Below are 15,510 nucleotides of genomic sequence, written 5' to 3'. Positions count from 1 at the left end.
TCCATTAAAAAATGGATATGTTTTGAAAATAATGTAAACTCTCTAATGAATAATTTTTTAAACAACTCTCGTCTGAAATATCTCAATTTTTTGCATTTTTGAAAAATGGGGTTATCAGAGGAGACTCTTGCCATAGAAGTTTACTCCGGCTTCCCATGTCCATCCATTCACATTTTCCAATATGGTCCCATTAAGAGACACTTCCCAGCCTTTGTTTTGAGATTCGCCTATATTCGCCATATAGCTGCCGACACCGGAGGTGTTAGGCAAATTCACCCTTAACAGAATATCTTTTGTATTGGTTACATAATATTCCAATGAACCTGAAAGCCGATTATTAAGTAAAGTGAAATCCACTCCATAATTCCATGTTTCAGAATATTCCCAGCCTAAATTTGGATTTGGGAGCTCTGAAACGTAGTATCCTGTAGAATAGGTGTCCCCAAAATTGTAAGGTCTTGTGCTCAATAATCCCAGTGTTGCGTATGGATTAACTGCTTGGTTGGAAGTCTGTCCATAACCGGCACGCAGTTTCAGCATATTTATGGAAGAAATATTTTCCATAAACGATTCGTTTTTAATGTTCCATCCAAGCGAGATTGCCGGATAAGTATGCCATTGATGTCCCGGAGCTAATCGGGAAGACCCATCAGAACGCAAAACGGCGGTTAACATATAACGATTATCATAATTATACATAATTCGCCCCATCCACGACTTTAATCCGCTTTGATAATAGTTCTGGTTGTTTGGATTAATCGTAATTTCACCTTGAGCTGTACCCAAATTATAAAATTGGAAATGATCCGCAGGAATATCTTTTGCAGAAATATTAGAACTGTTGTAACTAGTTTCTTCAGCCGAATACATTCCCATTATGTTTAACTGATGTTTTTCGGCAAACGTGTGGTCGTAAGTCAATAAGTTTTCTACGACCCAACTGGTAGTTAACGAATTGCTGATTGAAGCTGTAGATGGAGTGGTAGGTACCGAACTGAATACTCCTTCGCCTGTATAGCTGCCTCCATTTGTGTTTCTATAATTCAAACCGATATTGAGGCGATACTTTAACCCTTCAACACCCGGAATCTTTGCTTCACCATACAATGTGTTATATGAGCCAAATGCTTTGCTCTGGTCTTTCCACTTATCACCTAAATTTTCGATAATTTCTCTTGAATAAACCCATTGTTCATCCAAAGGCATCATGACTGTTCTTTTCCACGTGCCATCTTCATTATAAGGATTGGCTATTGGAGAAAGACTTAAAACACCATACAGCCCCAAGCTGCTTCCATTGTTTACAGAATAATTGTTGTTGGTGGTAATGCCGAAGCGTAAATAATTTCCTATTCCTTGTTCGAGTGCGCCTCGCAATGTAATTCGATTATAGTTTTGTCCCGGAATTACAGCCTCTTCCTGGTAGTAATCTGCGCTAAAATTATAGTTCCCTTGTTTAGTTCCGCCTAAAATTGCCAAGTTATGATCGGTTACCATGCCTGTTTTATAAAAAAGATCCTGCCAATCGGTATTGACATCGTCCGATTCGTCTTTTGCATTTTGAAATTTTCCTGCTGCCTTACGTAAAGCCACAAATTCGGGACCGTCCATCATAGGGTATTTGGCAAAAATATCTTTGGCCCCATAATATCCATTGTATGATATTTGAGCTTTTTGTCCTACGGTTCCTTTATTTGTTGTAACTAAAATTACGCCATTGGCTCCACGTGAACCGTAAATCGCCGTTGCAGAGGCATCTTTTAAGATATCGATACTCTTAATATCGTTTGGATTAATATCCCCGATTGATCCGGCGAATGGTATTCCATCCAAAACAACCAAAGGATCGTTGCTTGCATTCAACGAACGAGTCCCACGAATACGAATTTGCATAGCTGCTCCGGGTTTAGAAGAAGTTTGAGCCATTTCCACGCCGGGTATTCGTCCTTGCAAGGCCTGAGTAATATTGGAAGAAGGCATTTCTTGAAGAACATCTCCTCTTACAGAAGCTACCGAACCGGTCACGGCTTCTTTTCGCTGCGTTCCATAGCCTATTACCACTAATTCTTCTAATGCCTGCACATCCGACTCCATGACAACATTCAAAGTGGTTTTACCATTGACAGGAACTACAAGGTTTTTCATTCCTACAAATCTGAATTCGAGCGATCCGTCGGCAGGGACATTCGGTAGAATGTATTTCCCGTCTATGTCTGTGATAGTTCCATGAGAAGGGTCTCCCGAAACGATGACGGTTGCCCCGATAACCGGCTCGTTGTTTTCATCGGCTACCGTCCCTCTTACCGTGATGTTTTGAGCAAACACACTTAAGGATATTATCCACAGTATTGCGAATAACCATCCTTTTACTTTAATCGACACATTTTTGTTTTTCATTTTTTTTTCTAATTAGAAATAATAAATAATACACATTAATTTTCAACACATTAATACTGCAGTTCGCCTGTAAAATCGGCACTCACATCTCTACCCGCTAATCCATCGGCGAAGCCTTTGTAAGCATGTTTTCTTTGGTAATCTTTATCCCAGAGGCAGGGTGCATCGTTGGGCAACCAATTGACATGTTCATCGGGATGATCCGAAACGCACCAAACTGTTATTCCATACCATTGTGGTTCAGGAATAAATTTTTTATACGCTTCTATCACATACCGATATAAGGCAGCTTGCTGTGCATACTGTTCAGGAGTTGGCGAAGCGGTGCCAATGCGAATATCCATTTCTGAGATTTTGATTAATTTGCCGGTAGCTGCCAGCTTCTGGAACATTTGGGCAATTTTTGTTGTATCGGAAGAGAGTGAGAGATGCATCTGGGTGCCAATTCCGTCAACTTGTGCTCCTTTGCTTTCGATATAGGTTACATAATCAATCAATCCGTCACATTTGGCCAAAGAATTTTCCAAACCATAATCGTTAATAAATAATTTGTCAGTAGGTTTGCCATATTGTCGAGCCAATTTGAATGCCGTTACAGCATAGTCCTTGCCCAAATAGTCCTGCCAATAAAATTCATCTGCTGCCGGTTCAGTTACATTCTTTCCACTGCGAAGTTGACCGGCATCGTTCATGGATTCATTAACAACATCCCAAGCATGAACGTCATTTTTATAATGATCAACCATTTGCGAAATCCAGTTTTCCATTGCTTCGCCAATAATTTGTGCTTTTTCTTCATCGGTTTTATCAACAATGATGGGACCGGAACGAAATGTGATCGAGCTTCGAGTAAGTGTTTTTTCAACAATTTTAATTTCGTCGATATAATAAGTAACATCCGGCAAATAACCCATATCGAAACTTAATTTCACATTTGAAGTGTTGGTTAATTCCACAGAAATCAGAGTCCATACTCCGGCAACAGTTGCAAAAGCTTCACTAGCTCCGCTTCCTGTCCAGTTCATCCAAGGATATTGATTCCCTTCAACTCCACCCGGAAATGAAACGCGACCCTTTCCAGCCATATCCGATTTCACATAAAATGAAAAAGTATACGTTTTGGAAGGATCAAGAGTGATCTGATCACTTTCTATCTGCAAGTCCCAAGCATTTTTAGAAGTGGAGCTTGAAGTCAATTTGACTGAATAAGAACCTGAAAATTTTTCTGAATTCGAAATTTCAATTCCGGCACCGGGGTTTAATGCCGACCATCCGGTTAAATCGCCTGTTTCAAAACCGCCATTATTAACATAATTGACTTCTACAGGGGCAGCATCCAAATCAATCACGCTGATAGAGTTGATATCGACATAATAAACCCCCGGCACCTTTCCCATGTCGAAAACAATTTTTATGGCATTGGCTACAGCCGTAAATGGAACATTTTTATTTTCCGAATCGCTCCACACTTCTTTATAAGTAATCTGCGTCCAAGAAGCGGATGTATTAAAAAGTGCGCTACCATTTACCCATGGGTAATTGTTTATCATACCCGCAAACGACATTCTTCCCTGCCCGGGTGCTTCAGAGCGAATCCAAAAAGAAATTTCGTAGGCATGTCCCACCACTGCCGGGATTTCAGGACTTGTCAATTGCGTATCCCATTCATTTCCGGCTGTGGTGGTTTCAAAGCGAACAGCCGGTCCGTTGTTCAATCCTGCTCCTTGAACAACGGTTATTCCTGCAGAATTATTTCTGTTCCATCCCGTGAACGAACCATCTAACAAAGCACTTACATCAAGTTGACTTTCGCCCGGAGAAGGAATGATTTGCGGAGCAATTAAACTGTTGAGATAACTAGCATTCTGATTTTGGTGCCATACCAGCGTATGACCAAAAACACTTAGATTTGCTTCTTTTAATTTATCGATTAAGCCATCAACTTTTGTAAAATTCAATTGACCGTTGGAATTAACCATTGCTCCGTGTTTCATGTGATATCCTACCGTAATTTCATCAAAATTCTGATTGACAATATTCCGATAAGTTTCATTTTCCATATATAAATCTAAATCAATTCCAATTCCCAGAATCATATCGGTGTAAGATTTCAAAACATCATATCGTGAAATTTTCTCTTGTAGTGGCAAAGGCAATTCGGACATAGATACTTCTCCGTAATATGGATCGCGTCCCCATTCCATTTTATCGTCGTAGCACGAAACCAAATTACCGATCATGGCGAACAGAAGGACGAGTTGCAGCAAAATGTAATTTGTTTTTTTTATTATTGATTTCATAATTTCAATCATTTAATGGTTAATCTTCTTCATCGGGAAAATCACTGTATGTTGGCGTATTCAGAGGAACCACACGTAGATTATCAAAGTAGATTTTAACATTTGTGGCAACCGGATCAAACACATCGGCCACTCCAATATTATGGAACCATGGACCTGATTGTTTATAGCTGGCATTCGCCATCGAGGTTACAACGTCACCAAAAGTTTTTCCATTATAATCTTCGCTGAGGCTAAATGGCAAGGTAATAGTAAACCAGCAGCCGGGATTTTCAAATTGAATAATTTTTTCGTTTACATACCATGGTCGGTAAATCATGCAGTATCTATCTGTTCCGTAGCCATCGGCCATAACCATTCTTATAACCCCCGAATTCCATTCACCTTCAACATAAATATCCATTTGTACGCCACAATCGGAAGTCGGGGTGCTTGCCGGAATCACGGACAAAAGAGCCGAAGGCCAATTGCTGCTGTTTGTCCAGTAACGAATATCGGCATTTGCAGCGATTGATTTTCCATCTTTATTAAAACACTGATATCCACCTTGTGATTTGGGCCCGACTCCATTAGTCGGAATCAATTGAGTGAGGGGTGTGCCGGCGTCGTCAATGCCCGATGCCCACGAATAATTGTTTACGTTGTCAAAATCATGAAATACTCCATTTTTGAAATTGAAACATGCCGGAGAATAAGCTCCTCCATTTGCACCAATAACCAAAAGAGATCCACCATCACCGGAAACACCTTCAGGAACTGTAACAATACAATATTCCCCTTTTTCATTATCAGAAATGATTCCATCGGTTACTACTACATTACCGGGGAAAGTTACACTCGTAATACCTTGTAAACCTGTACCATAGATAGTTATTTGATCACCGGGAGTTGGCATGGTGTGCGAAATTTCTGTAATTGCAGGCGCCGAAGCCCTAATTTCGAATGAGTAAACAAAAAAGTTGGTAGCGCTTTTTTCTATCCGAATGGTATTGCGAACTTCCTCCGCAGCTTCAAGTGTAGGCACGTCTTGAGATATCGTAATCCACATCGAATTATCAGTTACAAATACAGGATTAAAATAATTATCGTATCCATTGATATATACTTTTTTTACGCCGGTAAAGCCAGAACCTTCGAGACGAATGGTTTGTCCTAAACGCGCAAATGTAACTTCTCTGTCAGGTACAGCAGATTGAGCATCTTCAAGATAAACCTTAGTTATCTTTACAGGCATTGAATTTGCTTTATCATCGCTGTCTTCACATGAATTTAGCGAAAGGGTAATCGCAATCAATCCTAAAAATAGACATGTCTTTATAAGATTTTTATAACTTTTATTTTTCATCGGAATATACTTTTTAATGGTTATTAATCGAACAAGTCTGTTATCCTATCCTCCGTAAATGTGTAGGGAACTGGAGGATCGGCAAGTTTGGGATTTTGAATTAATTCAGATTCGGGATATGGAAGCAAAAATATAGCCGGAGTAACCTCACCTACCGCTCTGTTTCCGGGATCAGTTTCCGGATCTATACTGAGGTTATTGGGAGCACTAAACAAATAGGGAGTTATGGTTCCACGATTTTGATTTTTGATGTAGTTGATTACTTCCTGTTGTTGATAGTAAGCACGGCTTAACAGATCATACCAATAGCGTCCTTCCATACAAAATTCAACCCGGCGTTCGTGACGGATATCTTCCCACGTAATACTTGTTTTTGCCGGCAGACCGGCGCGTTTTCGAACGTCGTTGAAATATTTCAATGCCATATCATCTGAAGTGCTTGTCGCATTACCCAGAATAGCTTCGGCATAATTGAGATAAACTTCTGCCAACCGGAGCATGTAATTATCTAAAGCAGAATTCATCCTCCCGATAGCAGGATTGTCTTTGCTTGAGCCGGTTACGCCTTTTTTGACATTCAGGGTTGTGGAGCTGTTTCCGGAAACATTTCGGTTGTAGGTGATGCCTCCATTAGCCTTATTGATTTCGGGATAATGATCTCCATAACCCATCCATGTAGCTTTACGGCGAATGGTATCATTTTTTTCGTATTCCTTGATCATGTCATATGGGCATCGTGTCCAGTCGCCCCATGCAGCATCATCACCGGTGATTTCGGAACTGTACGCAAAATAGGCCTGATGTGTGTTAATAACCCCGTATCCGGTACTGCTATTGAGTCCGGGTACCCACTGAAAGGCGAACATCGACTCCGAATTGTTGTTATATTCGATTTTGAACAAATCCGGATAATTATCCATCAACGCAAAAGAACTTTCTTCGATTACTTTTTTAGCTGCTTGTTTTGCCAGATTCAAATAATTTTCATCTCTTGTTCCTACATTTGGATTTTCACCATAGTTAGAAGCAACAAAACCTGAATAAGCCAAATAAAAGCGCGATAACATTCCAAAAGCACTGTAACGATTTACCCGCCCAGCTTGTCCTACTGTTTCGGGTAAATATTTAGCAGCAAATTCCATATCGCGAATAGCAAATTCAAAGGCATCTTTTTGAGTATTGGAATTTACGATAGGGTTGGTTGTCAACGGCGAAGGATCTTCAGTAATAATCACGTTTCCCCATAATGAAGCAAGATACCAATATGCCGTACCACGCATAAATCTTGCTTCGGCTATGTATTGATTCTTTACTTCCTGGCTGGCAGAACTTTCATTAATACTTTTGATAACTTTGTTAGATTGTTGAATGACGACATATAGTGAAGCCCATGCGCTTACCAATGGTCCTGTCAAACCGGTTACCGACAAGTCTGCAAAGGGATATACATAATCGGAATAGGGAGCATATAAGTTGTAAGACATTCCGTCTCCCAATCCAAAATAAAATTTATCGTTGAAATCGAACCAAACTCTGTTATAAAGCGGAGCAGTAAGTGAAGGTAAATTATCGGCCGTCAAACTGCTTCCCGTTATCAGATTGTTGGGCTTGATATCCAAAAAATCGTTGCACGCGGCAAGTGAAAGTGCTAAAGTTACGACGAATGAAAATATTATATTTTTTGTTTTCATATTAGATCGTTTTAAAAAGTTTAGAAAGAAACATTGAGTCCTATCGTATAGATTCTTGGAGACGGATATCTTCCGTTGTCTACACCCATTAACTGATTACCACCACTGTAGGAGATTCCAACTTCGGGATCGTATCCGGTGTATTTCGTGAAAGTATAAGCATTCTGAATATTTGCAAAAACTTTTAAATCCGAAAGGCCTGTGCTGCTGATTAATTTTCTCGGGAAAGTATAACCTAACGATATATTCTGAATTCGTAGATATGAACCATCTTCAATAAAACGGTCGCTGAAGGCAAAATCGTAATCGGATGTAGCTGTGGATAAAGGCAAACGACACATATTCCGGTCGCCACCTACAATTTTCACGTTTCTGTAATCATTGGGGCCGTTGGGATCTATCAAATCCGTTTGGGCATAATTCACGGCATAACTGAATAGGTTTGAAATATTACGACGCGGATTTCCCATGTATCGTCGTGCATAGTTGACTACATCATTTCCGTAAACTCCTGTCAGAAAAATGGTAAGATCTACATTCCCAATCAGGAAAGTGTTGCCAATGCCGTACGTAAATTTTGGTTCGGGATTACCTATGAAAGTGCGGTCTTTTTGATCAATAATGCCATCTTTGTTTTGATCCTTATAGATATAATCCCCAATCCACAGTCCGTTTTGCTCATCTATGGTCAATCCACTCATGACCGGCATGGGTTTTACGTTCCCATTTTCATCTTTATAATAAAAATCGGTTGCTTTTTCGAAACGTCCAATTATCTGATAGCCATAAAACTGCCCGATGGGCTGTCCGACAACTGTGCGGTTGATGATCGTATAACCGGTTGCTCCCCAACTCGAGTCTTCAATCGAGCGAACATCTTCTCCGGTTTGTGTATTAATGGATAAAACTTTGTTTCTGTTCAACGTAAATACAACATTGCTGCGCCATTGAAATTGTTTGCGATCGATGTTTACCGTATTCAGTGTAAATTCGAATCCTTTATTTTCTAATGATCCCAAATTCACCCATGGCCGACTGCTTGAGCCTTGCCCGGAAGTCCCTACGTAGGCGGGTAGAGATGCTTGCAGCAAAAGGTTGTTTGTCTTCTTGTAGTAAGCATCGGCTATAAATTCTATTCTGCCCTTAAACAAACTCAAATCTACACCGATATTACTCGAGCTGGTTGATTCCCATGTCAAGTCTTCATTGGGTGTATTGGCGGCGATTAATCCGGAACCCCAATTGGTGGTTGATGTAGCGTATGTAGCCAGCCATGCATAATTGTCGGGAATGTTTTGGTTGCCCACGAGCCCCCAGCCCAATCTAAGTTTCAAGTTGTCAATCGTTGTCGCGTTTTTCATAAAATCTTCTTCTGTGATCCTCCAAGCCAAAGCTGCTGATGGAAACCATCCAGCACGATTTTTAGAAGCGAACTTCGAAGAGCGATCGTAACGTAGGGTGCTCGTCAACATATATTTATCTGCGTAAGAATAAAAAACTCGCCCAAAATCCGAAAGAAGTGCATTTGCACCTGTATATCCGTTGTTGGCAGCAGTGGTCGCATCACCCAGAGTAAGATCTGTAGCTCCATTGGTAGGAAATCCAGTACGCGAACCATTTAGATATTCCCACGAGGATTTTTGCATTTCATGTCCATACATGGCATTTACTTTGTGCAATCCAAAAATAGCATCGTAGGTCAAAATATTTCGCCAACTCCAAAACAAATTGTTTTGCTTGGAATAGGTCCCTTCGTTATCGTCCCTGAATTGTGTTTCCGATAAATAATAAGTTGGTTGAAAGCGATAGGTATTGAACAAATTATTATTGAACGAATATTCGGTACGGAAGGTCAAATTTTTTATCGGCGTCAATTCCAAATAAGTATTCGATCGTAAATCGTAGGTCTTATTGTTGTTGTCAATCAACATGGCCATAGCCATAGGATTGGTTGGCATAAACTGTTCATTCGAAGCAGCAAACGATCCGTCAGGATTACGTACAGGAACGTCTGGTGGCGTTTTAAGTGCGGTGATAACCAATGATTGATCCGAAACGGTTAATTTCTGAGAGGTATTCGAAAAAGCAAAAGTTACTCCCGCTTTTAAATAACTTTTTACTTGCGAGTCGAATGTCCCCGTTAAATTCCATCTTTCAAATCCTGAACCCGCAGCTATTCCGTCTTGATTGGCAAATCCTCCGCTCAAATTGTATGTGTTTTTTTCTGTTCCTCCCGAAACATAAAGGTTGTGATTATGCATCAATGCTGTATTGAACAATTCCTCTTGCCAATCCGTCCCTTTTCCCAATAAATCGGGACGAACATAATTATTGTTATAACTTATTAGTCCCAACTCGGCTAACGTATTTCTGTGGGTAGCATATTCTTGCAAATTCAACACATCAATTTTCGTTGGAATTTGTTGCCAGCCCACATATCCGTTATATCCAATAGTGGCTTCTCCTTTTTGTCCTTTTCTAGTGGTAATAAGAATAACGCCATTCGAACCCCGCGATCCGTAGATAGCAGTCGCCGACGCATCTTTGAGAATATCGACAGATAGAATGTCTGCAGGATTGATTGTAGCCAAGGGATTAGTGTTAACATTCGATGCGCTCGATGATCCTCCTTCAATGATTACTCCATCTACAACATAGATTGGCTCGTTGGATGCATTCAACGAATTGACTCCTCGAATACGAATGGTCGAACTTGACCCCGGAATGCCTGAATTTTGCTGTACTTGTACTCCTGCTGCACGACCCTGTAGTACTTGATCGATTGAGGTTGAGATGGATTGTTGTATCGCTTCACTGCTTACCGATACGACAGAACCTGTCAAGTCGCTTCTTCTCATCTGTCCATACCCAATCACTACGACTTCTTCCAATCCCAAAACATCGGATTCCATTACCACATTAATGACTCTCTGGTTGCCAATTTTAACGGTTTTTGTTTTAAAACCAATGTAAGAAAATGTAATTGACGAGTTTGGAGATACAACAAGGTTGTATCTTCCATTTACATCCGTTACCGTGCCATTAGTAGTTCCAACTTCAATAACGTTTACCCCTATTAAAGTTTCGTTGTTTTCATCGGTAACCGTTCCACTAATCTCAAAACTTTGAGAAAATACATACTCCGGGATAATTAGTGCTAATACCAAAAACCCCAATTTTGTTAATGCTTTTTTGATGTCTTTCATACCAAATATATATTAAAAAAAGTTTTAGTATTTATTTTGATTATATGTAAATGAAAATTACCGAACAAATTTAAAGGAAGCAGAATAATGTCATTTGCTTAAATATTTCATTTATTTTTCTGTATGTTACATCAACTGAATATTTTGTTACAAAATGTTGTATAATAGTTGCGGATTGAGGGTCAATTAGAAAGCACTATATTGTATAATACATTCAATCGGTGAAATAGGTGTGATTTGTTGGCGTTTAGCATATCATCCGGCTTCGAAGATTCGATGCACCGATTTTTCTTTGTTATTCTTGTCAACAAGCTGAAAATTTGTTTTCCGTGTTCTGGTATTCTACGAATTGACATCGAGTAGCTACTAATATATCGGGATATGTATAAATAAGTTGTGTGTAAATTGAAAATTATCATGTATATTTGTCGATAGATATTTCGAGGAAGATAACGTGAAAAAACAATTTTTTCTTCTATCCATTTTCTTTGGCTGTATTGCGTTTGATGCAAGCAGCCAGATAGGGATCTTTTATTCGACCGATAAAGATATATCGAACAGCTTAATCAATTTTCTTTACCAGGATAAACGAAATTATTTATGGATCGCTACCGAAGACGGATTAAATAAATATGACGGCATTAAATTCACGGTTTACAAAAATAATCCCAAAGACACAACATCGCTCAAAAGTAATTATGTAAGATGCTTGTTTGAAGATTCAAAAGACCGTTTTTGGGTGGGTTGCATAAACGGGTTGCAGCAGTTCGACCGTAAAACCAACAAGTTTAAAGAAGTTAAATTATTTTCATCCGACAAACGCATTTATACCCATATTACATCTATCACCGAAAGCAATGATGGCTCTATCTGGTTAAGTACATCGGGTGAGGGGGTTTTAAAAATATCAAATGAGAATGGCAAAATTTTTAGCACTGTTTCTGAAATAAATTCAAACTTGCCTACCGCTCACCTGACTTTTATTTTTCAGGATAGTGACGGGAGATATTGGATTGGTACCGAAAATTTCGGTCTCTATCTGTATGATGCTTCAACCGGACAAATGCATGCTTTTAACGTACGAAATCGGAAAATCGGAAATAATGAAATATCCGCTATCACCGAAGACGACGACAAGAATATTTTTGTGGGCACACTTTCCGGAGGGCTCTACGTATTCGATCGACAGCACTTTTCTTTCGTTCCACTAAAAGATGCGGCAGGCAACACATCATTGCCGGTAAAAAGCTTATTTTTCGACCGTAAACAAAACATGCTGCTTGTCGGCACCGACGGGCAAGGTCTCAGAAAATTAAACGATAAAACGCGACAACTGGAAAATATAGAGATTAATTCCTCCCCCTTTGATTTCTCGAAAACAAAAGTTCATTCCATTTTGCGAGATAAGGCGGGGAATATGTGGTTCGGGCTTTTTCAAAAAGGGGTTTTCCTGGTAAGAAACAATCCCTACCAATTCAATTACATCGGCCATAAATCTTTCAGCCGGAACTTGATCGGTTCAAGCAGCATTGCATCCATATATACCGATCGACAAAACACCCTATGGGTTGGTACAGATAACGATGGCCTGTATCAGCTTGAAAACAACACAAAAAAATCCATTCATCACGCATTTACCAATCTGTCCGGGTCTGTTCCCAATACCGTATCGGCCATTGTCGAAATGGATAAGGGCGAAATTTGGTTGGGATCTTTTTCCCAAGGATTGGCTTTTTTCGACAAAAATACGGGCAGCTGCACTTACTACAATGATATTCCTCCCAATATTCAGTCCAACAATTGGTCGATCAAAATCAACTTTCTTATCAAGGACGATCGCGGTAATTTGTGGATAGCAACTCACGGCGGAGGACTTTATGTGTTCGATACATACTCGCGAACCTATATCAGGCATTACGGTATGAATTCGATTTCTAACGAATGGGTGTCTTCGTTGTTTATGGACAAAGAGGGTAGAATTTGGGTTGGGACTTATAAAGGTTATTCCGTCATTGACACGAAAAATTCAATCATTCAAAGCAATATCGCCTCCGAATTGTCAAACGCAGTTATCTATACCATAACACAGGACAAAAAAGGAAATATCTGGATCGGTACTACCGAAGGACTTTATGTGTTGAATGGGAAGAATCAAACCCTGCTCAACAAATATACTCTCGAAGATGGATTGCCGAGCAATGTCATCTGTGGCATCGTCGAGGACGAACAAGATAACGTGTGGCTGAGTACTCATAACGGTCTCTCGAAATATAATGTTAAAGAAAATATCTTCATCAACTATTACAATTCCGACGGCTTGCAGGGTAACGAATTTTCGAGAGGGGTTTTCCATAAAAGCCATAGCGGCGAAATTTATTTCGGGGGCATCAATGGCATTACGTTTTTCAATCCGTCGCAAATAAAAGAAAAACGGGAAGAACTTCAATTATACCTGATTGCATTAAATATCGGGGACAAAACAGTTTTTTGTAACAATAAAAGTGAAAAGGGCGAACCTTTATACTTTATATCCGACTTGGATACCCTTTATTTGGATTACAATGACAATATTTTCAATCTCGAATTTTCGACTTTCGATTATGGCATTCCCGAACAAATTTCTTATCGATATCAATTGGAAGGATTCAACAACAATGAATGGATTCATACCGAGCCGGGTGTCAATAAAATTCATTTCACTAATGTCAATTATGGCAAATATCGGCTGAAAATTATGGCTTCCGTCCACGATACATATTCGCCGATAAAAGAAATTATTCTTATCATATCTCCTCCGTGGTATCTTTCCCGGCAAGCCATCACGGCCTATATCCTGCTATTCTTGTTAATCATTGCAGGTGTCGTCAAATATATTTATGATCGTATCAAATATCGGCACGAGCTCGTTCGTCAACAGCACATCGAGGAAATTAACGAAGCCAAACTTCAATATTTTACCAACATTTCTCACGATATCAGGACCCCCATGAGCCTCATCATTAGTCCACTCGAAAAATTAATGACCTCGGAAACGGATGTACAAAAAAAATACATTTATCAGATTATGTACCGAAATGCTAATCGCATTCTTCGACTTATTAATCAGATGATGGACATACGCAAGATCGAGAAAGGACAAATGGTGATGAAGTTTCGCCAAACCGATATCGTTGGTTTTATCGAAGATTTGATGAAAACTTTCGAATATACGGCTCAAAGACGCAACATCGAGTTCAAATTTCTTCATCAGGAGACGCAACTGAATGCATGGATCGATATCGATAATTTTGACAAGGTCATGATGAATGTTTTGTCCAATGCGTTCAAGTTTACACCGGATAACGGGAACGTCGTCGTTTCTCTGAAATCGGTGCATGACTCTAAAAAAGAAGAATTTCATACCAAAGATTATCTCGAAATCACGATATCTGATTCGGGTCTCGGAATTGATGAAAATGATACGGAAAAAATTTTCGATCGCTTTTATCAAAGCGAAAACAATTATACCGGTAAAAATGCGGGAACCGGCATAGGGCTACACCTGTCGCGTTCGATAATGGGTCTACTGCATGGTACAATCACTGCCCGAAACAAAAAAGACGATAAAGGTGCTGAAATTATCATTCGATTGCCTTTGGGTAATGAACATCTTTCCTCAAAGGAGATCGAGCCATCTAAAGTTTCAACTGAAGCCGCTAACGTGCATAAATCGGGAGAGCAAGTCCTCTTGCTTTCAGACGAACCGACTTTACTTAATGGCAAAAAAATCAAGCCTAAAACAAAATATCGAGTTCTAATTGTGGAAGATGACGACGAAATTCGCAATTATCTGAAAAACGAATTGTCTGTCTATTTCAGAGTTGAAGAAAAAAATAATGGAAAAGAGGCTTGGAAGGTTATTCGGGACAATCATCCCGATCTTGTCATCAGCGATATCATGATGCCCGAAATGGATGGCATTGCCTTGTGCAAAAAAATTAAATCGAATGCCGATGTCAACCACATTCCGGTAATTCTGCTCACGGCTAAATCAACCGATTCCGATAAGGCTGAAGGCCTCGACGTGGGTGCTGATGCTTATATCGTAAAACCCTTTAACATTGACCTGTTGATAAAACAAAGCCTGAATTTGATCGAAAACCGAAATCGCATAGAAATAAAACCTCTTGACGATAAGGTGATTAAAGATATGCTTTCGCCGGAACCTTTACAATCGGCAGATCGGCAACTGTTAGAAAAAGTAGTGAAACTAATTAACGAAAACATTTCAAATCCCAATCTGAATGTCGAATTTCTGGCCGAAAACATCGGGATAAGTCGCGTGCATTTATACCGTAAATTAAAAGAACTCACAAATCAATCTCCCAGCGATTTTATCAAAACCATTCGCATCAAACAGGCTGCCGAACTATTGGCCAATCAAAAAGTTCAAGTATCCGAAGTGGCTTACGCCGTGGGATTTTCCAATTTATCGCATTTTTCCAATTCATTCAAAGAGTTTTACGGGATCTCGCCAACCGAATATGCCGAAAAATATCGAGATAATGATCATACAAACTTTCAACATTAAA

At 39.6% G+C, this 15,510-nt stretch carries 5 protein-coding genes and 1 pseudogene; 1 reads left to right on the top strand and 5 read right to left on the bottom strand.

From position 1 onward, the window contains the following. Positions 1-138 precede the first annotated feature (138 nt). The 5 genes and pseudogenes from OLM34_RS11155 to OLM34_RS11135 form a co-directional block, all read right to left on the bottom strand. A pseudogene (locus tag OLM34_RS11155) lies at positions 139-2,397 on the bottom strand (SusC/RagA family TonB-linked outer membrane protein); the annotation flags it as partial. Positions 2,398-2,447: 50 nt separating this feature from the next. Further along, positions 2,448-4,697: an endo-1,4-beta-xylanase gene (locus OLM34_RS11150; protein WP_264407341.1), complete on the bottom strand. Its 2,250-nt coding sequence runs from the start codon at positions 4,695-4,697 to the stop codon at positions 2,448-2,450. A 19-nt stretch (positions 4,698-4,716) separates the two neighbouring features. After that, positions 4,717-6,042, bottom strand: a complete 1,326-nt coding sequence (locus OLM34_RS11145) for a glycan-binding surface protein (RefSeq protein ID WP_264407340.1) — start codon at positions 6,040-6,042, stop codon at positions 4,717-4,719. Between the two features lie 23 nt (positions 6,043-6,065). Then, the gene (locus OLM34_RS11140; protein WP_264407339.1) at positions 6,066-7,733 is read right to left on the bottom strand and encodes a RagB/SusD family nutrient uptake outer membrane protein; all 1,668 of its coding nucleotides are present in this window, start codon (positions 7,731-7,733) and stop codon (positions 6,066-6,068) included. Positions 7,734-7,753: 20 nt separating this feature from the next. After that, positions 7,754-10,939, bottom strand: coding sequence for a SusC/RagA family TonB-linked outer membrane protein (locus OLM34_RS11135; protein ID WP_264407338.1), 3,186 nt, complete (start codon positions 10,937-10,939; stop codon positions 7,754-7,756). Between the two features lie 454 nt (positions 10,940-11,393). On the opposite strand from OLM34_RS11135, the gene OLM34_RS11130 reads away from it, so the two are divergent. After that, positions 11,394-15,509: a hybrid sensor histidine kinase/response regulator transcription factor gene (locus tag OLM34_RS11130; RefSeq protein ID WP_264407336.1), complete on the top strand. Its 4,116-nt coding sequence runs from the start codon at positions 11,394-11,396 to the stop codon at positions 15,507-15,509. The last annotated feature ends 1 nt before the right edge of the window (position 15,510 follow it).

The organism is Anaerorudis cellulosivorans (genome assembly GCF_025943985.1).
GTDB lineage: Bacteria > Bacteroidota > Bacteroidia > Bacteroidales > Dysgonomonadaceae > Anaerorudis > Anaerorudis cellulosivorans.
Note: the sequence above shows the minus strand (reverse complement) of the source record. Positions and strands in the feature narration are given on the sequence as shown.

Bases quoted from the DNA above. Each gene is read 5' to 3' on its own strand.
- OLM34_RS11150 (WP_264407341.1), bottom strand. From the start codon at position 4,697: ATGAAATCAATAATAAAAAAAACAAATTACATTTTGCTGCAACTCGTC.
- OLM34_RS11145 (WP_264407340.1), bottom strand. From the start codon at position 6,042: ATGAAAAATAAAAGTTATAAAAATCTTATAAAGACATGTCTATTTTTA.
- OLM34_RS11140 (WP_264407339.1), bottom strand. From the start codon at position 7,733: ATGAAAACAAAAAATATAATATTTTCATTCGTCGTAACTTTAGCACTT.
- OLM34_RS11135 (WP_264407338.1), bottom strand. From the start codon at position 10,939: ATGAAAGACATCAAAAAAGCATTAACAAAATTGGGGTTTTTGGTATTA.